23 protein-coding genes are annotated in these 22181 nt (G+C 43.8%); 7 read left to right on the plus strand and 16 right to left on the minus strand.

Features of this window, described 5'->3' with window-relative positions:
- The first annotated feature begins 35 nt into the window (after positions 1–35).
- The gene (locus G458_RS0103825) at positions 36–1670 is read left to right on the plus strand and encodes a S8 family peptidase (RefSeq protein WP_026950736.1); all 1635 of its coding nucleotides are present in this window, start codon (positions 36–38) and stop codon (positions 1668–1670) included.
- Positions 1671–1742: 72 nt separating this feature from the next.
- On the opposite strand, the gene rpiB is transcribed toward G458_RS0103825, so the two are convergent.
- The 3 genes from rpiB to glyA are packed head-to-tail and all read right to left on the minus strand — an operon-like array spanning position 1743 to position 4328.
- Positions 1743–2180 (minus strand): ribose 5-phosphate isomerase B, encoded by a 438-nt coding sequence (gene rpiB / locus G458_RS0103830; protein WP_026950737.1) that lies wholly within the window; start codon positions 2178–2180, stop codon positions 1743–1745.
- A 5-nt stretch (positions 2181–2185) separates the two neighbouring features.
- Positions 2186–3043, minus strand: coding sequence for a twin-arginine translocase subunit TatC (tatC, locus tag G458_RS0103835; protein WP_026950738.1), 858 nt, complete (start codon positions 3041–3043; stop codon positions 2186–2188).
- Between the two features lie 16 nt (positions 3044–3059).
- Positions 3060–4328, minus strand: coding sequence for a serine hydroxymethyltransferase (gene glyA, locus G458_RS0103840; protein WP_026950739.1), 1269 nt, complete (start codon positions 4326–4328; stop codon positions 3060–3062).
- A 250-nt stretch (positions 4329–4578) separates the two neighbouring features.
- On the opposite strand from glyA, the gene G458_RS0103850 reads away from it, so the two are divergent.
- Positions 4579–4953: a hypothetical protein gene (locus G458_RS0103850; RefSeq protein WP_026950740.1), complete on the plus strand. Its 375-nt coding sequence runs from the start codon at positions 4579–4581 to the stop codon at positions 4951–4953.
- Here G458_RS0103850 and G458_RS0103855 read toward each other — a convergent pair.
- A complete protein-coding gene (locus G458_RS0103855) occupies positions 4950–5177 on the minus strand; it encodes a hypothetical protein (RefSeq protein ID WP_026950741.1) in 228 nt (75 codons plus the stop codon). The genes G458_RS0103850 and G458_RS0103855 overlap by 4 nt on opposite strands.
- A gap of 104 nt (positions 5178–5281) precedes the next feature.
- Between G458_RS0103855 and G458_RS0103860 the strand changes: the two genes are divergently transcribed.
- The gene (locus G458_RS0103860) at positions 5282–6190 is read left to right on the plus strand and encodes an AEC family transporter (RefSeq protein ID WP_026950742.1); all 909 of its coding nucleotides are present in this window, start codon (positions 5282–5284) and stop codon (positions 6188–6190) included.
- A gap of 1 nt (position 6191) precedes the next feature.
- Here G458_RS0103860 and G458_RS0103865 read toward each other — a convergent pair whose 3' ends face one another.
- The 11 genes from G458_RS0103865 to G458_RS0103915 form a co-directional block, all read right to left on the minus strand.
- Positions 6192–6995, minus strand: a complete 804-nt coding sequence (locus tag G458_RS0103865) for an inositol monophosphatase family protein (RefSeq protein ID WP_026950743.1) — start codon at positions 6993–6995, stop codon at positions 6192–6194.
- Positions 6996–7055: 60 nt separating this feature from the next.
- Positions 7056–7796, minus strand: coding sequence for a 16S rRNA (cytidine(1402)-2'-O)-methyltransferase (gene rsmI, locus G458_RS0103870; protein WP_035467698.1), 741 nt, complete (start codon positions 7794–7796; stop codon positions 7056–7058).
- Positions 7793–8026, minus strand: coding sequence for a 4a-hydroxytetrahydrobiopterin dehydratase (locus tag G458_RS0103875; protein WP_026950745.1), 234 nt, complete (start codon positions 8024–8026; stop codon positions 7793–7795). The genes rsmI and G458_RS0103875 overlap by 4 nt, the downstream gene beginning before the upstream one ends.
- Before the next feature lie 13 nt (positions 8027–8039).
- Positions 8040–8306, minus strand: a complete 267-nt coding sequence (locus G458_RS0103880; RefSeq protein WP_026950746.1) for a DUF493 domain-containing protein — start codon at positions 8304–8306, stop codon at positions 8040–8042.
- Between the two features lie 83 nt (positions 8307–8389).
- Positions 8390–10498, minus strand: a complete 2109-nt coding sequence (locus G458_RS0103885) for a peptidylprolyl isomerase (RefSeq protein WP_026950747.1) — start codon at positions 10496–10498, stop codon at positions 8390–8392.
- 86 nt (positions 10499–10584) lie between these two features.
- Positions 10585–11868, minus strand: coding sequence for a hemolysin family protein (locus G458_RS0103890; RefSeq protein WP_026950748.1), 1284 nt, complete (start codon positions 11866–11868; stop codon positions 10585–10587).
- Between the two features lie 2 nt (positions 11869–11870).
- Positions 11871–12080 (minus strand): hypothetical protein, encoded by a 210-nt coding sequence (locus G458_RS0103895; protein WP_026950749.1) that lies wholly within the window; start codon positions 12078–12080, stop codon positions 11871–11873.
- The gene (gene lptC, locus G458_RS0103900; protein WP_026950750.1) at positions 12077–12625 is read right to left on the minus strand and encodes an LPS export ABC transporter periplasmic protein LptC; all 549 of its coding nucleotides are present in this window, start codon (positions 12623–12625) and stop codon (positions 12077–12079) included. The genes G458_RS0103895 and lptC overlap by 4 nt, the downstream gene beginning before the upstream one ends.
- 80 nt (positions 12626–12705) lie before the next feature.
- Positions 12706–14004 (minus strand): hypothetical protein, encoded by a 1299-nt coding sequence (locus G458_RS0103905; RefSeq protein WP_026950751.1) that lies wholly within the window; start codon positions 14002–14004, stop codon positions 12706–12708.
- Between the two features lie 79 nt (positions 14005–14083).
- Positions 14084–15367, minus strand: a complete 1284-nt coding sequence (locus G458_RS0103910; RefSeq protein ID WP_026950752.1) for a hypothetical protein — start codon at positions 15365–15367, stop codon at positions 14084–14086.
- Positions 15357–16073 carry a type III pantothenate kinase gene (locus tag G458_RS0103915; protein ID WP_026950753.1) on the minus strand — a complete coding sequence of 239 codons (717 nt, stop codon included), beginning with the start codon at positions 16071–16073 and terminating at the stop codon, positions 15357–15359. Before G458_RS0103915 ends, G458_RS0103910 begins: the two co-directional genes overlap by 11 nt.
- Positions 16074–16164: 91 nt before the next feature.
- Between G458_RS0103915 and G458_RS0103920 the strand changes: the two genes are divergently transcribed.
- The 4 genes from G458_RS0103920 to G458_RS0103940 all read left to right on the plus strand — a co-directional run bounded on the left by G458_RS0103920 (position 16165) and on the right by G458_RS0103940 (position 21377).
- The gene (locus G458_RS0103920) at positions 16165–17238 is read left to right on the plus strand and encodes an anhydro-N-acetylmuramic acid kinase (protein ID WP_026950754.1); all 1074 of its coding nucleotides are present in this window, start codon (positions 16165–16167) and stop codon (positions 17236–17238) included.
- A gap of 75 nt (positions 17239–17313) precedes the next feature.
- Complete coding sequence (locus G458_RS0103925; protein ID WP_026950755.1) at positions 17314–18540, plus strand: Glu/Leu/Phe/Val dehydrogenase dimerization domain-containing protein; 1227 nt, start codon at positions 17314–17316, stop codon at positions 18538–18540.
- A gap of 181 nt (positions 18541–18721) precedes the next feature.
- Positions 18722–20242 carry a sodium:proton antiporter gene (locus G458_RS0103930; RefSeq protein WP_026950756.1) on the plus strand — a complete coding sequence of 507 codons (1521 nt, stop codon included), beginning with the start codon at positions 18722–18724 and terminating at the stop codon, positions 20240–20242.
- 559 nt (positions 20243–20801) lie between these two features.
- A complete protein-coding gene (locus tag G458_RS0103940; protein ID WP_157359693.1) occupies positions 20802–21377 on the plus strand; it encodes a hypothetical protein in 576 nt (191 codons plus the stop codon).
- Positions 21378–21512: 135 nt separating this feature from the next.
- Here G458_RS0103940 and G458_RS0103945 read toward each other — a convergent pair whose 3' ends face one another.
- On the minus strand, positions 21513–22097 hold the full coding sequence (locus G458_RS0103945; RefSeq protein WP_026950758.1) for a DNA-3-methyladenine glycosylase I: 585 nt from the start codon (positions 22095–22097) through the stop codon (positions 21513–21515).
- Between the last annotated feature and the right edge of the window lie 84 nt (positions 22098–22181).

A 22181-nucleotide genomic window follows, 5' to 3' on the forward strand; every position in this document is an offset into this window, starting at 1 on the left:
CCTTCCTTTTTCGAGTCCGGGCGTTACATTTAGGTATGAATAAATCCAATTTTAGAGTGTTGGCAGGTCTTACGGTAGGTCTGCTGGCCATGGGGTGCAGCTCCTCCACCTTATTTACCGCTCCTTCAATCAGTTACACTGGTACTAGCTCCAAAACTGCCCAGCTCTCTGAAAAAGAAGCCATGCAATGGGGACATTTAGATTTACAAAAAGATACTATTCCCGGGATGTCCGTGAATCGTGCTTATTCAGAGCTTTTGAAAAAGAAGAAAGGACAAACTGTTATCGTGGCAGTTATCGATTCTGGAATTGACTTAGACCACGAAGATTTAAAATCAGTCCTTTGGACGAATCCGGGAGAAAAACCGGGAGACGGCATAGACAATGACGGAAATGGATACGTCGATGATATCCACGGATATAATTTTCTAGGGGAATCCTACCACGAACAGCTGGAAGCCGCACGGATCTTGAGACTCAAAATCGGTGACGAAGCTTACCAGCAAGCAGCAAAAGCCAAGCTTGATGAGAAACTGGAGGAAGCAAAATCCGCTTTCCCCCAGATTCAGCAAATCGAACAAATCGTGCGGATGTCTCACCAGTCTATGCAGGAAGCTTTGGGAAAAGAATATTATTCCCTGGCAGATCTGGAGAAGTTTCAGCCAAAGAATGCACAGGAAGAACGAACCGTCGGAATCCTGATGCAAATCATGGGCATGGGAGAAGATATCCCTTCTGCTTTGGATGACTTGAAAGAAGGCCTTCAATATTACGAGGAACAGTTGAAGTATAATCTCAACGTGGATTTTGACGGTAGAAAGTCTGTAGGAGATAATCCTTATGACCTTACTGACATCGGCTATGGAGATGGAAATCCAAATAACCGAGTCAATACCGAAAGTCACGGTTCCCATGTTGCCGGAATCATTGCCGCTACCCGAAACAATAAAAAAGGGGTTAATGGAGTAGCTCAAAATGTCAAAATCATGTCAATTCGAGCAGTACCCAATGGAGATGAATATGACAAAGACATTGCCTTGGCTATCCGATATGCCGCTGACAATGGAGCAAAAGTGATCAATGCCAGCTTTGGTAAAGCCTTTTCACCCAATTCGGAATGGGTCTATGAGGCCCTGAAATATGCCGCCTCTAAGGACATCCTTTTTGTCCATGCAGCTGGAAATGATGGAATTGATTTGGACTCACCGGAAAACTCAAATTTTCCCAATGATCGACCTGACAGCGATAAGCAGGAAATCGTGGATAACTACCTGACCGTAGGGGCATTGTCCTCAGGATTTGGAGAAGAAATGGTTGCGGTGTTTTCCAATTATGGTAAAGAGAATGTAGACATTTTCGCTCCTGGCGACCAGATCTATTCTACCATGCCAGAGGATGCCTATAAATTCCAGGGAGGGACTTCCATGGCCGCACCTGCAGTGGCTGGTGTTGCTGCCATGATTAGGTCTTACTTCCCGACTCTTACAGCGTCTCAGGTGAAGAAAATCATCATGGAATCCGGAATTTCCCCTCAAGTAGAAGTGGTGGTGGGAGGTATGGAAGGACCGAGAAAAGCATTTTCAGAAATTTCTAAATCCGGAAAAATAGCCAACCTGTATAATGCCTTGATTTTGGCAAGTAAGGTTTCAAGCGGAGAAGTGAAACTCTAAAAGTCCTTTAACCCATCAAAAAAGCCCATGAAGAAATTATCCTCATGGGCTTTTTTGATATATCAACTTATTTTATTGGCAGGCTATTTTATTCACCCGATTGGAATGCCTTCCTCCTTCAAAATCAGTCGTCAGAAATATTTCCGCTAGCTTTTCTGCCAATTCATAGGAAATAAACCGGGCTGGAATTGCCAACACATTGGCGTTGTTATGCTGCCTTGCCAAAGCTGCCAGATCCTCATTCCAGCAAAGTGCCGCACGGATACCCTGGTGCTTATTGGCAGTAATTGCTACTCCGTTTCCACTTCCGCAAATCACGATCCCCAACTCGTATTCCCCTTTTTCCACTGCAGTAGATAAAGGGTGAACATAATCAGGATAATCTACTGAGTCAGTGGTAAAAGGTCCAAAATCTTTAACCTCATACCCGAGTGAGCCCAGCTTTTCGATCATTTTCGCCTTGTAATCAAACCCGGCGTGATCTCCTCCAATCGCGATTTTCTTTCCCATGATGGTTAGTCTTCAGATGGATTATTTCTTTGATATTCCGCTTCTTTCAAAGCCCTTTTCTTCTCCAATCGTTTAGCGATATTAATTCCAATCTCATACAATACCAAAATCGGCATTGCAATCAACAGCTGGCTGATCACGTCCGGAGGAGTGATAATTGCCGAAACCACCAAAATCACCACGATGGAATGTCTTCGATACGCTTTGAGCATTTTGGAGGTCACCAGACCGGACATGGAGAGGAAATAGACTACCACCGGAAGCTGGAACATAATTGCCGACGCCAATACCAACATCGTCAAAGTGGTTACATAGGAAGTAATGTCAAACTCATTGGTGATGCTGGGATCTAATTGGTAGTTGGAAAGGAAATTGATGGAAAGCGGAGAAAGGACATAATATCCGAATGCAGCACCCATCAGGAATAGCAAGCTGACGAAAAACACAGCCCCACGTGCAGCATTTTTTTCTTTATCGTACAATCCAGGGCTGATAAACTTCCACACTTCCCAAAACACATAGGGGAAAGCAGCAATAAAGCCGACCACAAAACTTGAAGTCATGTGCATGGAAAACTGCCCGGTCATTTGCCGGCTTTGGATCGTGAACGGCAGATCATCAATGCACAAAGCTGAAATTCCCAAGTAATTACCAATGTCACAAAGTACCCTATAGGTAAGAAAATCTACCTTGGAAGGCCCCAGGATAATTACCCCAAAGACAATGCTTTTTGCAAGAAATGCGATTACCGTAAAGATGAGTACCGCCGCTACGGACCGAAGCAAATGCCAGCGCAATGCTTCCAAATGGTCCAAAAACGACATTCCTTCCTCTTCTTCCTCTTGATATTGATCTAGGGCCACGTATAAATTCTAATAATTAGTATAGGGGAAATTGAACCATCCAGGCATTTACTTCTGCCTTGATTTTAGCCAACTCGTCTTCGTTGGAATGGTTTTGCAAAGCTCGATCGATCAAACCTACAATTTTGACCATATCTTCTTCCTTCAGACCGCGAGTCGTCACCGCTGGAGTACCCAAGCGCATACCGGAGGTCACAAAAGGAGATTTGGTATCGAATGGAACCATGTTTTTATTGATGGTGATATCCACTTTGCCCAAAGTTTCCTCAGCAAGTTTTCCGGTCAGTTCTTTATTTCTCAGGTCTATCAGCATCAGGTGATTGTCTGTTCCACCAGAAATGATCTGGTATCCACGAGATACGAACTCTTGTGCCATTACGGATGCATTTCTTTTTACCTGAAGCACATAATCCATGTATTCATCAGAAAGGGCCTCTTCAAAAGCTACTGCCTTAGCAGCGATAATGTGCTCCAATGGACCGCCTTGAGTACCTGGAAATACTCCCATATCCAAAAGGGAAGACATCTTTCTGATTTCTCCTTTTGGAGTGGTCAGACCCCAAGGATTATCAAAATCTTCACGCATCATGATCAAACCGCCTCTTGGGCCTCTCAAGGTTTTGTGAGTAGTCGTGGTCACAATATGACAATGCTCCAAGGGATCGTTGAGCAAACCTCTGGCAATCAACCCAGATGGGTGGGAAATATCCGCCAGCAAAATCGCATCCACTTCGTCAGCAATTTCTCTCAGTCTCTCATAATCCCAATCCCGGGAATAAGCAGAAGCTCCGCAGATGATCATTTTGGGACGAATGGCTAAGGCTTTTTCCTCAACTTTATCGTAATCGATCATTCCAGTCTCTTCTTCTACTCCATAAAAATTAGCCTGATACAGCTTGCCTGAGAAGTTTACGGGAGAACCATGAGTCAAGTGACCCCCATGGGAAAGATCAAATCCCAAAATTGAATCTCCAGGCTTCAGACAGGCCAGCATTACGGCTGCGTTTGCCTGAGCTCCAGAGTGTGGCTGAACGTTAGCCCAAGTGGCTCCAAACAACTTCTTGGCACGGTCGATGGCAATTTGCTCAATCTCATCCACTACCTCGCAGCCACCATAGTAGCGCTTGCCTGGAAGTCCTTCTGCGTATTTATTGGTCAGGACGCTGCCTGCAGCCTCCATGACTTGCTTGGAAGTGAAATTCTCAGAGGCAATCAGTTCGATTCCTCTTCTTTGTCTGTCTTCTTCTTTGCCAATCAAGTCAAAAACAAGCGAGTCTCTTTTCATAATCAGGGGTTTGAAAGCAATAAAATCAATAGGGCGATTTTGATAGCCCATTCTAAAGGAGTCCAAAAATAGCCTGAAAGTCCCTATTATCCAATGTGGAAAAAGATAGCTTTCAAATGAAAAATGAAAAGCTGAATTAAAGCTGAGTGAGGGGCTGGATAATCTGATATAACCTCCGGCAGGTTTCTCATATTATCTCAAAAAGCAAATTTTGGTAGGAGGAAAAAGCATTATCCCACTAAATTTGGACATGTATGATTTCAAATTCCGGCCTGAAAGTTATTTTTCCGATGGGGTAACCTCGATTTTATTGGTGAGGCTGAATTTCCCTGAAAGTCAATGGGGAGAGCAGATCAGCATTTATGCCCATCAATTGGATGGTAAGATCCATTATGAGGTGGTGGATTTTTACGGAAATGAATATGTGCTTTATCCTGGAAGCAGCTGGGAGCCCCTGAGCTTTGACGAACTTACCTACCTGATCGAAGGGATGCAGGTCAATCAAGATCTTCAGGAAGGCAACATGGCTATGGTATTGGACGGGATTCCGGAGGCAGAGAGCCCATTTTATCCTGAACTGAAAAAATACTTTGAAGAGAAGCGAAAAAACTTCGGGCTGGATTAAAAATCCAGTAAGGGTTGTCTTTGATCGACCACCTGACGGGTTCTAAACCATAATTCATAGGTTTCAAAATCCAAGCAATCAGTCAATTCGATTCCTTGAAACAAAATCTTTTTCAGACAATTTACCGGCAGCCAAGATTTCAGGGACTGTGCTTGTTCACTGCTGAGCTGGGATAATTGCACCCACTTTTTGCCTTCAATAAAAATAGGTATAAGTTTAGCCATTCGCATAAAGTTTATTTGTTCAAAAGTATACTGATTATCAAGCTTCTGCAAAGAAACAAAATTAATTTTATGTTAAAACAAATAAAGAATAAGAATATTCGAATATGTATGGAGCTGTGATTGCGATTGCCTGTCTTTTTTTGGGAATATTCCTGCAAAAGGTCCCCAAGTTTTCGGCCAGCAAGGCAGCCAACTGGGTACAGTGGTATTTGATCAATATTGTTTTGCCGGCTTTGGCTTTGCTCTATATCCCTGAAATCAACCCCAGCTGGAGTCTGTTGATTCCCATTTCGGCAGCCTGGTTTACTTTCCTGCTTTCTTGGTTGATTTTCGGACTTTTAGGTAAAAAATTCAACTGGGGATCCAATGTCACAGGTTGCCTGATCATCGTGTCCGGCCTTGCCAATACCTCATTTTTAGGCTTCCCTGTTGTGGAAGGATTGTATGGAAAAGAAGGGCTTCCCATCGCCTTGTTGATTGATCAGGGTGGCTCTTTTCTACTGGTATCCTCGCTTTCAATTCTCGTAGGCTCTATCTATGGTGATCATAGTGAAAGCCTAACCAAAGTCCCCTTGAAAATCTTAAAATTCCCTCCATTTGGGTTTTTGGTTGGGACTTTGTTGATGAGTCTATTTAAAATTCCAACTCCCGAGATTTTGATTCCAGCCTTACAGTGGATCGGGAAAACTATGCCTCCCATGGCTCTATTGGTCATTGGGCTTCGCTTTTCCCCGGACATCCAATCCATTACCTCCAAGTTCTTTTGGTATGGGATGGGATACCGTTTGATTTTAGCGCCTTTGGTAGTATGGTTGGTTTATGTCCAGTTTTTGGACAGGAATTCTCTGGAATTTAAAGTAACAGTCCTCGAAAGCGGAATGGCCCCAATGATTACCGGCTCAATCATTGCGATCCAATTTGGGCTTCAGCCCCGCTTGGCAACTTTGTTATCAGGATTGGGCATGCCGATTTCAGCTGCCACTTTGGCCATTTGGTATATTCTATTGGGCTAATTTAATTCCAGAACTCGGCCAAAACCTTCAAAAACTCTCCATGAATATGCCCATTGCTGGCCACGATTTTTCTCCCGAAAATATAATCATCTCCTCCTGAAAAGTCCGTAACTACCCCTCCTGCCTCTTGGACGATCAAGGCTCCGGCTGCCACATCGTAGGAATTCAGGTTGTATTCAAAAAATCCTTCTGTACGACCTGAAGCCACATAGACTAAATCCACTGCTGCTGAACCCATTCTTCTCAACCCATGGGTTTTTTGCATCAAAGACTTCATGCTATTGAGATATCGGTCTATCAGTTCAAAATTGTAATAGGGAAATCCGGTAGCCACGAGGGATGCGGATAGATCTGGAGCTTTACTGACTTTGATGCGTGTGTCATTACAGAATGCACCTTCACCCTTCATGGCATAAAAACACTCGTGCCTGTTGATCTCATAGACCACGCCCAAGACAACTTGATCCTTTTCCATCAAAGCGATGCTCACCGCAAAAACAGGAATGCCATGAATGAAATTGGTGGTTCCATCCAATGGATCAATCACCCAGTTGTACACTTCCTTTTGATTGGTGCTGGTGCCTTCCTCTGTAATGAATCCCGCCTCTGGCAAAATCTTACTCAGAGCATTTACAATTTTCAGCTCAGCCTCTTTGTCCACATAGGAGACTAAGTCATTGAAGCCCTTGTGTTCGACTTTTTCCACATCGAAGTGAGTTCTTTCCTTACGGATAAAGGCTCCCACTTCCTTGGCGATCATTTGAGTTTGCCCTAGTAAATCGGCTAGTTCTGTTTTGGAAATCATGAATGGGTAAAAATTATGGGTTGATTAAAGGGAAAGTCCTCAAATGAAAAGCTAAAATGCCTACTTGTATTTCTTCTCCTTCTTCCATTCCTTCTCCTGATCCTTCTCTTTTAGTTTTTCATTTGCTCCTGCAAGAATAAGAACAATTTCTCCTTTTAGCGGATTATTTTGATAATATTCAATTAATTCTTTCAAAGTTCCCCGAACATTTTCTTCATGGAGCTTGGTAAGCTCTCTTGAGACACAGGCTTGGCGCTCTTCCCCAAAGGCTTCCGCAAACTGCTCCAGCGTCTTCATCAGGCGATGAGGGGATTCATAAAAAATCATTGTTCTGGTTTCCAGCATCAAGGAATCAATCCGAGTTTTTCTTCCTTTTTTGTGCGGGAGAAAACCTTCAAAAACAAAACGGTCATTGGGCAAGCCACTGTTGACCAAAGCAGGAACAAAGGCTGTGGGGCCGGGGAGACATTGTACATCCAGTCCGGAAGCCAAGACCTCACGAACCAGCAAAAAGCCCGGATCTGAAATTGCCGGGGTGCCGGCATCACTGACTAAGGCAAAAACCTCCCCATTTTTCATCCTATCTACCAGTTTTTCTACGGCCTTATGTTCGTTGAAAATATGGTAGCTCTGCAAAGGCCTGGAGATCTCCAAATGCTTCAAAAGAATCCCGGTGGTCCGTGTGTCTTCAGCCAGAATAACATCCACAGACTTCAGGGTTTCAATCGCCCTTAGCGTTATGTCCTTAAGATTACCAATGGGAGTAGGAACAAGAAATAGACTGATGGGAGATTCGCTCATTTCAGAATCTGATCTATCGCTTTGGCTAATTTGCGGTCTTTTTCAGTGACAGTATTTCCGGCGTCGTGGGTGGTCAGTTCGATTTCTACCTGATTGTACACATTGCTCCAATTGGGATGATGATTATGGGCTTCTGCCAAAAATGCCACTCGCGTCATGAAGGCAAATGCCTCCTGAAAGTCTCCAAATTTGAAAGTCCTTTTCAAACGGTTATTCTCTTCTTTCCACATATCCAAGTAAAGTTTATAGAGCAATCACTCCCTCAATGGAGGAGGCTTGCTCATAGATGTCCATAATTTGATCTGAGCTGTCCACCATCATCTGAATGGTGGTGCTCACATATTTTCCTCCGCTACTGGGCTTTAGGCTGATTTCGTTTTTTGGAAAAAGCTTGGCAATTTCTTGCTCTTGGCCTTTTGGTACGATGAATTTAAACATATAAAGCATCGGGAACTGCCCTACTGCCTCCAGCTTTTCTTTGAAACCTGCTTTATCAAATTTCTTTTGCATGATCAAACTTACTTCTTTCTCTCAAATTTATAATCAAACAAAAAACCCATGCCTTTCGACATGGGTTCATTTTTTGATTTCTTTTAGTAGAACTTGTATCGGTAGTCTTTCACGTCTGCCAGATCCTGAAGTGCCATCATAATCTGATAGGTCATTCTCTGTGCTGCACTTTGAGAAAGCTGAGACTGATACGCCGTGTAATCTCCGATTTCAGCTGCAGGGGTATAGGCATTCAATTTTGCCACAATCACTCCGATGTCTTCCTGAATAGGTTGGGTGATTTTACCAGCCTGGCCCAATCCGAAGATCGCTCCTACAGCTTTTGGTGCAAATCCGATTCCTGGAAGAACAGAGGTGTTCAATCGAAGATCAGGAAGTGTATTCAAAGAAGCATCTGCATAGACCGCTTTCATTTCTTCCAAGGTAGCCTTGCCTGCAATTTTTTCTTTGATCATCGCAGCTTTCTTCTCATTTAGAACTTGCTGTCTAACTTGATCTTTTACGTCTTCCAACTTCGCTTCGCCCTCTTCTTTTCGGGAAACCAGAGTAGCTACTACGTAAGAATTATCCAATTCAAATACCGGAGAGACCTTACCTACTGAAGCTTCACCAAATGCCCACATCACAACACTTCTAGCGTTGGTCAGGTTGTTGACATTTCTGGCGCTGGCATCAATGTTATTTGCCTGAATAATTCTGTAGGCCTTTTCGGTAGCATTTTCAGTGAATTCGTTTCTGTTGCCACTTTCAGCTGCAAAAGAATCCGCATTTCTGTAAGCTTCATCACGGGTAGCATCAGAAGCCACCAATTCCAATTCCAAAATCGCCAGCTTGGTGTAAGTGGACTTTGGCATTTCTGTCACCTCGATGATGTGGTAACCATATTCAGTTTCCACCACATTGGACAATAGTCCAGCTGATTTTGCCGCGTAGGTAGCGTTTGCAAATGGCTCTACGAAGTCTTCTTTGGCAAACCAACCCAAGTCTCCACCTGTCTGCGCAGTGCCGTCCTGACCATATTGTCTGGCTGCCAATGCGAAATCCAATCCACCTTTGATCTCAGCCAATACTTTCTCAGCTTGCTCTTTGACAGATGCTTTTCCAGCATCATCCATTCCTTCCGTACTGAAGAGAATGTGAGAGGCTCTCATTTTTGGAGTGCCTTGGTATTGGTCAGTGACTTTGTAGGACACGTAGCTGGAATTTGCAGTCACAAATGGACCGTAAGTTTCACCTTCTTGAATATCTCCCACATTGGTAGTCAATCCAGCAGGAAGCTGATCGCCTGGACCGAAAGTTTGGAAAGGAAACTGCAATTCCGAGTTTCTGCTTACAAAGGCAGAATCTTCAGTAGTAGTCTTCAATTCGGCGGTCAATTCATTGATCGCACCGATTACTTGTGCTGAATCCTGTCCGCTAGGCAAAATGGAGAAGGATACATATTCAATGCTGGCAGAATTTCCGATTTTGAATTTTTCCTTGTTCTTGTTGAAATAAGAACTCAAGTCGCTGTCAGCGATGCTTACTTCTCCGTCAGGAATGACATAGTAAGGAATGTAAAGAATAGAAGCGTCGGCAATGGAGTTCGCTCCTTTGTATTCCATTTTTGCCTCTGCAGTAGTAGCATATTCAGAAAGCGCTAGCAAGTTGTCATACTTCACTCTTTTTCTGGACTGAGCGAAAAGTTTCTCCTGCTGAGCCCAGAAAGCCTGCTGTGCAGGATCCGCAGTCTCCAAAGACTGCAGGAAGGAAATCAACTGGTTTTTATCAAACTGGCCTGTCTGTGGATTGACCAATTGAGCTCTAAGTTCCGGTACAATATTTTTCCCCTGAACCATGTCCACCAATTCTGCATTGGAGACAGTCAGTCCAAGCTTTTCATATTCCTCGTCGAATACGCGCTCCACAATCATTGCCTGCCAAGCTTGCTCACGTACAGAAACCATTTCAGGCTCTGCTGGAACTCTGCCTGTTCTTTGCTGGAAAGCAGCTTTAAATTCTTCCACTTTCAAAGAATACTCTTCCAGAGTAATTTCTTCGCCTGCGATCTCCCCAACAATATTTTTATTGCTGTTGAGTAAAGTGGAATTTGGACTCAAAAGATCTCCTCCAAGGAGAAATAGAATCAACCCGCCGGCGATTACACCGATTGCGAGACCTGTCCGCTGTCTTATTTGCTTAATTAACGCCATTATTGTTACTACGCTTTTTTAGAAGTGTCGCAAAATAATAGCATTACCCTCGAAATTCAAAATCAATGAGAAACAAAGTCCCCTACTCAAAAAATGTCGGAGTCGTTGATTTTCAGGCGAACGGAGTCTATCCGGTGTGCCTGCTTCGAAACAATCGTGAAGGTATATCGGCCTACGGTGATGTTTTCTCCTTTATTCGGAAGATTTTCGGTCAAAGACAGAATTAAACCTGCCAATGTCTCAAAGTCCCCAATCGGCAATTCCCATCCGTACTTTTCATTTAAATAATCGATTTCGTGACGGGAGCTCAATAAATATTCGTGTTCGGAGATTTTTTGCTCAATCAGATCATCATTGTCGTATTCGTCGTCGATTTCCCCAAAAATCTCTTCAATAATATCTTCCATGGAGACAATCCCACTGGTACCGCCAAATTCATCCACCACCAAGGCCAGACTTTTTCTTTCCTGAATAAACTGGATCAACAACTCATTTGCCAAGGCTGATTCCGGAGCAATGATGATGGGAGTAAGAATTTCTTCAATCGTCTTGGGCTTCTTAAAGAGCTCCAACTGGTGGCAATAGCCGATCACTTCGTCAATGGATTCCCGATAGACCACAATTTTGGAGTGCCCGCTTTCTTCGAAAACCTTTCGGATATCTTCGATCGAATCTTCCACCTCCACGGCAACAATGTCGGTTCTGGGAATCATACATTCACGAACGCGGACAGTCTTGAATTCCACGGCATTGTCAAAAATCTTGGTATCGATATCGACTTTTCCTCCTTCTTTTTTGGTCTGATGAAAATGCTCCTTAATAAAGGAATTCAGGTCAGTAATGGTGAAAACAGGCTTTTCCTCATTGTATTCCAGCCTTAGGACGTGGGTGATAAAGAACCTGGACATCCAGACAATCATCCAGACCAAAGGATACATCAAAAGGTAGATCCCCCAGAAAGGCAATGCAAAAAAACGAAGCATGCTGTTGGGATTCAGCATAAAAAGACTTTTCGGCAAAAACTCTCCAGTCACCAAAACCAAAATTGTTGATAATACTGTCTGAATAATCAGAATACTTCCTTCGTTGGCAAAAGGAGGGGGCAGCATGTCTCGAATGGGGTCTTCCAAAAGAAAGGCCATAAAAGTGCCATATAGCACCAACATGATCGTATTTCCGATCAGAGTGGTTCCGATAAACTGACCGGGATTTTTGACAAAGCGGCTTAATATCTGGCCGGAGAGGATGCCTTGCTTGCTCTGAAGCTCGATCTGAAGCTTATTGGCAGAGATATAAGCCATTTCTATCCCGGAGAAAAAGGCAGAGAACAACAAAGTGACCAGCACATAAAAAAGATAAGTATTGTCCATGATCAGCTTTTTTTCTTCTTTTTGGGGTTAGGCTTGGGGGAATTTTGGGCAGGTTTACTTTGATTTCGTCTTAGCTGAAACCAAAATAGCAAGCCTACCGCAAACATAAAAATGGCATAGGACGCGCCCACACCTTGAGTCATGGTCTGATGAATTCCAATGATAATTAATGCCAAGGCAAGGGACAGAATCAATACATCTCCTAGCTTCATAGTCCTTCTCCGGGTAATAGGGTACGGCTGTCCCGAACTTCTTTTAATTGGAATATTGAAAAGCTGTCGTCTGCCTCCATCCCGGTACCGTTGAAAAGCGTCTGCTTTTCCTGGATAGTGACAAATTTATCAGTATAGATTTTCTTTTGGGCTTGGTTCCAAAAAATCTCTTCGGTCTGTAGCCGTTGATCTTTGATCAGGTTTTGGATTTGGACGTTTCCTTCGCCTCGGTAGAGATTTTCATCTTTGATAAAAAACCCCCGGTCCGCTCGCATGGTGGTCTCCAAAACTCCCTGCACAGTAAAGAACTTGATTTCTATTCCTTCCGGAAAATGGAGGTCGCCGTTTTTGAATTCCAACTGTTTGGAGGCACGGATCTCCGAACGAAGTACTGCCGAATCACTTTGAACGAGCAGGATATCCGTGGCTTCATTGATGGGGCCATCATAAATTTCAACGGAATCGGGACTGATGCTTTCCCGGCAGGAAATCCCGCCGAAGACCAAGCACAAAATCCAGAAATTCTTCCAAGCACTTCGCAACATTCCACAAAGATAGGATAGAAGCATTCAAAACGAAAAAAGGCAACCCGAAGGCTGCCTTTTTATTATGGTTAAAGCTAAGCTTAGTCTCTTGTCGCCAAGGCTACAGTTTCACCTACCCAGCATCCAGTGCTGATGGAAGATCCTACTTGTAGACCTTCGGTGAACAATTCCTCTTTGGAAGGGAATCTGGATCTAGCCTGACCCATTCCTTTGGAATCACCAGCTTTTTGGTAAGCATTGTAGGCTGCAATGAATACAGAGTAATCTTTTGCACGGCTTTCTCCACCTTTACAATCGTTGAAAGACGACATGTATAAGTCACCGATTAGGGAGTAAGCAGCGGCAGTCAATTCAGCATCCAAAGCAGCGGCTTCTTTTGCCGCAGTTCTAGCAGCAGCTTTTCTACCAGCATTGGTATGGATCTTGGCCAATTCCATTTGGATTTCGCCTTTTTGTTTGTTGTTTTCTGCCAAAGTCAGGGCTTTTTCCAATACAGGCTGAGCTTTTGCAAAGTCACCAGCTGCCATATATCGCATTGCTCTTACCTGAGAAGTAGCGAAAGTAGGGTTATTGGAGTCAATCAATTCCAAAGCCGCCAAGAAGGAATTGGAAGAATAGCACTTGTACTGTACAGAGTACTTGAAGATCTGATTGGCAATGTCCAAGTTAGATGGATCGGCAGCCAATTTAGGCCCCATTGTTTTCTCTATGAAGTTACAATCGATCAGCTCCATTGCAACTAGTAGGGTTTCCAAAGTAGACTTAGGACCAGATACGTCAGTACCTTCTGCGGCAGACTTGTCCAGCAATGCGTTGGACTTGTCATACAGTGCAAGGATTTGCTCTCCAGTATAAGCTTCGTTGTAAGCATAGTTTCGATAAATCAAATCGAAATAGGCTGCAACCAACTGGTGGTTGATATTTCCATTTAATTCGATCGCTTTGTCGAAGTCAGCGATTACTCCTGGAATTCTTTTAGGATCATTCTTGAAGAACAGGTATCCGAAATAGGCTTTGTTCTCAATCCATTTTTCAGGATTGTTGTAGATCTCACCTCTTTTTTCATAGACCTTCATTACGCTATCCTGGTAGATCAACTTCTGGGCTGCATCTTCAGTGGCATCAGCTGCACCCTTGTAGATGTTCACCCCATTGATATAGATAGATTCGTTCAATTCTGGAACATTTACCAATAGCCAGTTCAAAGGCTTAGTCGCCTCAATAAACTGATCGGACTTCATGTAGTCCACATAAGCCGCATTTTTCTCCCGGGCTAGGGATTCTTTGGCTGCATCGGCTGGCCAGTTCCAGTCCTGAGCCTGTGCATATCCTGCCATAAGGATTGCCCCTAGAGCAAGAAGAGTTGATTTAAGTTTCATATCTGTAAGGTTTTAATCGGTTGCAGATGGATAATCAGGTGTTCTTATGATTGGTTAATAGTTTTTTGGTAATAAAGGTTTACTCAAATACTCTTTTGTAGAACCAGCTATTGTCGTTCAGTGAAAATCCAAGTGTGAAATTGACATAAGATTCTCGGATTAGGCCATTATCCAGAGTCCCCCTTCTGCCTACTTTCACTGCCAGATTTAATAGAGACAAGTTGTTCACAGGAATAGATGTTCCAAGGTTGATGCCAAGATCATTGATGTTAGTATTATTTAACATGTATGGAGTCTGAAGATATTCTATACCAAAGCGGTAGGTTGACCTCATGAGAATGTTGTCAAAGTTCAGATAATCAGGGACAATCTGGAAGCCAAAACCCACTTTTTGGGAGGCTTGAAGGTTCAAAGGATCGCCAAAGAAATTTCTATAATCATTAAAATCTTGGAATTGACCTTCCAAACCAACCGCGAATTTATTCATTTTCTCGAAAGTGAGCCCAAATCCTACCCGATTAGGGAGGTAAACACTTCCTTTGACATTATTCGCAATCAAATCCCCATCGGAATCCGGGTCGCTAGCTTGGTTAATCCCGGCTAATTTTGCAAATCCGGTTCCATTAACATCCCCGAATTTCTGATAAATGGCGCCCAAATGAAGATTTGTTTTAGCAGAAGTCTTCAATTGGTAATGAATTCCCGCCTTATATCCTACGTCCGAGACAGTCAGTCGCTCGTAATATTCTGAGGGATTTCCTACCTCTTTACTCTCGGTATCATAAATTACCAACTGATTGGTTCGGATGGTGGATCCAAACAAATAGGAACCTTGCATCCCGATACTGAGGTTTTTGGCAATCAGCCAACCAAAATTCAGATAAGCTTCCGAAATACCTCCGTCACCCTGAAGGAAGTTAATCGCTTCCAAATTGGAGTTGTCCACTTCACTTTTTACTTGAAGGCGGTAGTTTACACTTGTCACCTGGCCTAGGCCCAATCCAGTGGTAAATTTTCCGGATTTGATCGGAAGGGAAATGGCGATGTAAGAAAGACCACCACCATCTACCAAGGAACTTTCGGTGCCGTTGTCCACATTATTTCGGTCATAATTGAAAGCGACCTGAAAGTTAAAAATGGTGTTTCGGGTAGTAAGTGCCGGATTCACAACATTGGCTTGCCAGCCGGTACCGTAGCTGATTCCCAGTCCGCCCATACCCTGATTTTGGGTAAGTCCGGAATAATTGAATTCCCCGATCCCCAGTGCACTATAAGGCGAGGAACTGTTTTGGCCATAGGCCTTACTAAATAATAAAAGGGTGCAAATGACACCCAAAGTTTTCAACCCTTTTTTACTCAACATTGTGGTTTAGAATACAATTCAATCCAAACAGGACCAAATTTTGGACTACAAATATGTGGTCTTTTGCCATTGAAACAAAAGATTGAGCGTCACCTCCGCAGAGAAACACCCGAATTTCAGGAAATTTAATACGATAAGCCTCGATTTGGCCTTTCATTTCGAACTCCAGACCGTACCAGACACCGGATTCCATGCAAGTGAGGGTAGAATCCCCAGTCAGACTTTGCGGCTTTTCTTTCAGGGAAATCCTCGGAAGCTTTGCCGTGAATTCATGCATAGCTCTGGCTCTCATGTCCAAGCCGGGAGATATGGCTCCTCCCCGATAAATCGACAGCTCATCTACCAGCTCATAAGTCACGCAACTCCCAAGATCAATTGCCAATACCGGACCTTTCCCGGCAATTTGCCAAGCCCCAATTGCTGCTGCAATCCGGTCTAAGCCCAGGGACTTGGGAGTCGCATAGCCATTAAGGATGGGAAGAGGGGTGGAGTGATTCAGAAAAAGAAAATCGAAAGGCAAAGCTCTCCGTAAGTCTTCCTCTTCAAATCTCACAGAACTCACCAAACAATGGTCAAAGTCCATGTTTTGCCAAAACTCCAGGGCAGTTTCTAAAGAATCGAAAACATGGTCTCCAACCAAGCCTTTGGGCTCAAAGACAGCCGATTTGATTCTGGAATTCCCGATGTCGATAATCAGATTTCTCATGAAGGGTGCAAAATAGACATATTTGAAAGGAAGACTTTTTGACACTTAAATTATCTTTGAGAATCCTTGCTCACTTAACAATCTTTAACCCATGGCCTCTAACACCTATAATATGATCGGACTTATGTCAGGAACCTCCGGTGATGGATTGGATGTGGCATTCGTGAATTTTAATAAGGAAAACCAGTGGCTATTTGAGATTGAGGAAGCCAAAACCTATACTTTTCCAGATTATTTGGGAAAGAAGCTCATCAATTCCCACCTACTTCCTGCCTTGGATCTGGCACTATTAGATGTGGAATTTGGAAGATGGATGGGAGAAAAAGTTCGGGAGTTTTGCGAGGAGTTTGAGTTAAAACCCCTTGCCGTAGCCTCTCATGGGCATACCGTTTTTCATCAGCCCAAGCTTGGCTTGAGCAAACAAATCGGAAATGGCTGGGCCCTTCATGCAGCCTGCGGCCTGCCCGTGATCAATGATTTCAGAATGCTGGACGTACAATTGGGGGGACAAGGAGCTCCTTTGGTTCCGATTGGCGATCAGCTACTTTTTCCTCAGGTGGACTTTTGCATCAATCTCGGAGGAATTTCCAATATCTCCTTTCAAAAAGGCAATAATCGGGTGGCCTTTGACATGAGTCCATTTAATATGCTGCTCAATCCCGAAGCCAATAAACTCGGGCTTGCTTACGATGAAGGGGGAAAAGAATCCAGAAAAGGGGAATTGAATCTCCCGCTTTTCACCCAGCTCAACGAGCTGCCATTTTATATTCAAAAGGGAGCCAAATCATTGGGAAGAGAAGATATCGAAGAATCCTTCCTTCCCTTGATCCGAAAGAGCAATCTCAAACCCCGGGATGTGCTTCGAACACTGGTCGAGCATTTTGCCTTCCAGATTGGGAAAGTTATTCTGGAAGAAAAACAGCAGGAAAAGCCGCTGATTTTGATCACCGGCGGTGGCGCTTACCATGAATTTTTTGAGGAAAGACTAAGCCATTACCTGCATCAGGAATGGGAAAAATATGCTGCAAGCTCAGAATTAATCGAGTTTAAAGAAGCATTGATCTTCGCTTTTTTGGGAATATTGAGACTCCAGAGAGAAGTCAACAGCCTGTCATCAGTAACGGGAGCCAGCCGGGATAGCAGCGGAGGAACCGTTTACCCTTGATTCTCTTTTCCCTGGCTCCACTTCAGGGCAAAGTTATTTTTCTATTTTTGGGTCCGAATATAAACCCAAAGAATTATGCAGGAATTGCTCAAACGGTTTGAGAACAAAAAACCGGAAATAACTTTTGAATGGAGTGACAGTGAGACCGAGGCGGAAGGCTGGGTGGTCATCAATTCATTGAGAGGGGGAGCAGCAGGCGGGGGAACCCGAATGCGCAAAGGTTTGGACAAGCGGGAGGTAGAATCCTTGGCCAAAACCATGGAAGTTAAATTTACTGTTTCGGGTCCTGCCATCGGCGGTGCTAAATCAGGGATTAACTTTGATCCATCCGATCCCCGCAAAGCCGGCGTATTGGAAAGATGGTACAAGGCGGTGATGCCTCTTCTGAAAAATTACTATGGAACGGGAGGTGATCTCAACGTGGACGAAATCCATGAAGTAATCCCTATCACTGAGTCCTACGGACTTTGGCACCCTCAAGAGGGCATCGTCAATGGTCACTTTCAAGCCAATGAACCTCAGAAAATCCGAAAAATAGGTCAGCTTCGGCAAGGAGTTTCCAAGGTATTGGAAGATCCCAACTTTACCCCTAACGGATCCAAAAAATACACTGTAGCCGATATGATCACCGGATACGGGGTCGCTGAAGCGGTGAAGCATTACTATGCCATCTGGGGAGGCGAGCTCAAAGGAAAGCGAGCGGTAATTCAAGGCTGGGGAAATGTAGGGGCTGCAGCAGCCTGCTTCCTGGCAGTGGAAGGTGTGAAAATTGTCGGAATTATCGACCGGGAAGGTGGGCTGATCCGAGAGGAAGGTTTTAACTTGGACGAAATCCGGGAATTGTTTCTCAAAAGAGAGGGAAACAAATTGGTCGCAGAGAATTTGATTCCTTTTGAGGAGATCAATGCCAAAATCTGGGATATCAAAAGTGAAATCTTTATTCCTGCAGCAGCTTCCAGACTGATCACCCAAGATCAGGTGGCAAGAATGCATCAAGCAGGATTGGAAGTAATCTCCTGCGGTGCCAATGTTCCGTTTGCAGATCCTGAAATCTTCTTCGGGCCGACAGGAGTATGGGCAGATGCTCGGATATCCGTGATTCCTGACTTCATTGCCAACTGTGGTATGGCGAGAGTATTTGCCTATCTGATGAGTGACAATGCCGAAGTCACCGACCAAGCGATATTTTCGGATGTATCTACCACTATTGAAAAAGCCTTGAAAAAGACTTTTTCAGAAAATCCTTCCAAAACAAATATTGCTCAAGCGTCCTTTAAAATAGCTTTGACACAACTCGTGTAAAAGCAGGCCTTCATTTCCCCCTTCCAGATTAACTTTTGGTGAAATCAGGAGGGGGATTGTTTCTTCTCTTGGACAGTTTCCATCAAAAATCGTAGTTTAGCGGTCGCTTCACCGAATAAATTCCTATAGAAAATTTTCTATGTTTATTGTGAAGTAAAACCCTGCTTACTCATTTGACCCAATGAAGAAATCTATTGTAAGTTTTATCATACTTTTCGGAATAATATTTTTTGGACTATCCCAAGTCTCCGAAAGCTATGCTGAAACTCTTGAGCCTGCCCAGGAATTATTAGCCCAGAGTACCCTGGATACCGGACACGATGCGTCTTTAGAATTGGATTCCCATGCTGACGATGCTCACGGGCATTCCGCACCGGCTTGGCTAGTCATTCCTTTCATCACTTTGTTGCTGATGATCGCTACAGGACCTTTGTTCTACGAGCATTTCTGGCACCACAACTATCCCAAAATCGCAGTAGGATTCTCCGTTTTGGTGGTTTTGTATTACCTCTTTGCTCTGAATAATGTCCACGCTCCGGTACATGCTCTGGCTGAGTACGTCCAATTCATTGCGCTTTTGGCCTCTTTGTATGTGGCTTCCGGTGGGATTTTGATCGAAATCGATAAAAAATCCACGCCAGTAGCCAATGTGGCTTTGCTCTTGATCGGAGCTGTGATTTCAAATCTAATCGGTACCACCGGTGCTTCCATGCTCTTGATCCGGCCTTTTATCCGATTAAACAAAGCCAATATTCAACCCTACCATATTGTATTTTTCATCCTGATGGTCAGCAACGTGGGAGGCTCCTTGACGCCAATCGGTGATCCGCCTTTGTTCCTGGGATTTCTGAAAGGTGTGCCATTCTTCTGGACGATTGAGCATAACTGGCCGGCTTGGGCTATGGCGCTGACCTTGTTGGCGATTTTGTTCTATTTCGTGGACAAAAAATTCGGCAAAGCAGGAGAGGACGAGTTCGAGGAAGAGATCACTTATACCAACAAATTCACCATGATCGGTACGAAAAACTTCGGCTGGCTATTCGTGGTGATCTGTGCAGTATTTCTTGACCCCAATGTCATCGAAGGCGTACCGGCGATTGAATACGACGGACAGAAGTTCTCTTTCCTTCGGGAAATTATCATGCTTTCTGTGGCATTCTTTTCTTACAAGTTTGCAGATCAAAGAGCCCTAAAAGGCAATGAGTTCAACTTTGAGCCGATCCGGGAAGTGGCCTTTATCTTTATCGGGATCTTCGGGACGATGATGCCAGCTTTGGAATTGGTCGGAAACTTTGCCAAATCCCCTGAAGGTGCCGAGTTGATTACAGTCAATACCCTTTATTGGGGAACAGGCACCCTTTCGGCAGTTTTGGATAATGCGCCGACTTATCTGAACTTCCTGGCCGCTGCTATGGCTTCAGAGGGAGCCGATATTGGAAACATCGCAGAAGTACGGGAGTTTGCCGCCAATACGATGAATAATTCTGACACTACTTTCCAGTTGTTGGCGATTTCCATTGCCTCGGTATTCTTCGGTGCAATGACTTATATCGGAAATGGTCCAAACTTCATGGTGAAATCCATCGCCGAGCAAAGCGGAATCAAAATGCCTTCTTTCTTCGGTTACATCATCCGGTTTACACTTCCGATTTTGTTGCCTATCCTATTCTTGGTCTGGCTGGTGTTTATCGCTTTCGTATAAGCTTTTCTCCCACTAATCCTTCAGCCTGTTCAAGTAGATTTATCTTGAACAGGCTGTTTTATTTCTGGCATTTCTATTTTTTATACATCCGGAATTGTACCAGCACCAAAAGGAAAGCAGAATAAGACTTATGAGGTCAAAATTTTCAAAGAATTTCAAGTAGCCCCGAAGGAGCCAAACCATTCATGACCCTTTACGAAGTGCAGGGTAGTCATTTAAATTTCTCTTCCTTGAGCCCTGAAGGGGTGAAACCTCAATGTGTCACCCCTTCGGGGCTCATTTTCTACTATTTTGACTTTGCCCCCGGCTGCACCGGGGGTTATGAATTGTTGCGATCCTTTGGATCTTAGGCTACCAAACATTGACCTTTACATCTACTAATTAAATTTGCCAAGTGGTTATCAATGCGCATAATCATATTCGATTTTTATCCTTGATAAACATCCAGCCAAATTCTGGGTCAACCTTGGCTATCAATAAAGCAAGCCTTGTTACGTTATTCTTTCACAAAAACTAGTATCTTAGATAGAATTTATTTTTACATCATTCTTTAAGGAAAATGAAAAAGTTTAGATCCTTTTATTTCCTCTTGCTGATGTTCCTGTTTTCCTGCCAAAAGGAAGAGGAGGATTTTCTTCCTAAAGGAGCTCAATTGATGCTAAATCCGAATTTGTCCAGATACTCTGATTCGGTCAATCCCTGGAAACCGTCCAACCCAGACGGAATTCAGCTTGGGGTGAGCCGGGAGGTATTTATCAGCGGCAACCGCTCCCTGTTCATTGAAAACAAAACCAGGGAAATGGCTTCGGCTTCATCTTGGTCACAAACATACACGGGCCCAATGCCCAGACCGGGAAGTACTTTGGAGTTAGTCGCCTTCATCAAAGGGGAAAAAGTTCAAGATCTTACTCTTGGAGGAAGGGTATATATCGGAGTTAGTACATTTCCTCAAATCAATCAAATCAGTGCAGCAACCACTGCTTTGGATTTGCAAGGGGATTTTAATTGGGTCTTGGTAAAAGCAACCCTGGAAAACTTTCCGAAAGATGCCGAAAGAATCGTGGTTGGCCTACATGTTCCCGATCATACATTGGGAAAAGTCTATTTTGATGAAATCAATCTGACCGTGAAATAATAGGTTTATCAGCAATAGAGCCTCAAGCTATAATCTCTTTCGTTGAAAAGTTGGAAGACCGAAGTTTGCCAAAACTGGACTTTTTACGTGGATTTTATAACGAATAGAGTTTACTCGATAGAAAGGGGTTTCTATTTAAATTTTCACTTCTTGGTGGCGGAAACATTCCACCAAATGGTCATTGACCAGCCCGGTGGCTTGCATATGGGCGTACATCACGGTGCTTCCCAAAAATTTAAATCCTCGCTTTTTTAGATCCTTGGCCAGCGCATCGGATTCCGGAGAAGTGGCAGGATAGGCTTCTCCTGCTCTTAAAGCGTTTTGAATAGGTTTTCCTCCAACGAACCTCCAGATGTAATCGGAAAAAGATCCAAATTCCTCCTGAACCTCCATAAACCGGCGGGCATTGTTGATCGCTGAGCGGATTTTTGCACCGTTTCGGATGATGCTGGAATCCTGAAGAAGCTCCTCCACATAGGAATCTGGAAATTCCGCCACGATTCGGTAGTCAAAGTCTGCAAAGGCTTTTCGATATCCGTCTCTCTTTTTCAAAACAGTAGCCCAGCTCAGGCCGGCTTGTGCACTTTCCAAAACAAGAAATTCAAAATGCACCCGATCATCATAGACCGGTACGCCCCATTCCTGATCGTGATATTCTACATATTGAGGAAAGCCCAGGCACCAAGGGCATCGGATTTTGGGTTCTGAAGTAGGAGTCATCGCTAGGTATTTTCTTAAAATTAGCCAAGAATTGGGAATTGACTTCCGCAGGCCTTACTTTTTGGATTGAAGATATTCAAAACC

This window comes from Algoriphagus mannitolivorans DSM 15301 (assembly GCF_000429425.1).
In the GTDB taxonomy this organism is placed as follows: Bacteria; Bacteroidota; Bacteroidia; order Cytophagales; family Cyclobacteriaceae; genus Algoriphagus; species Algoriphagus mannitolivorans.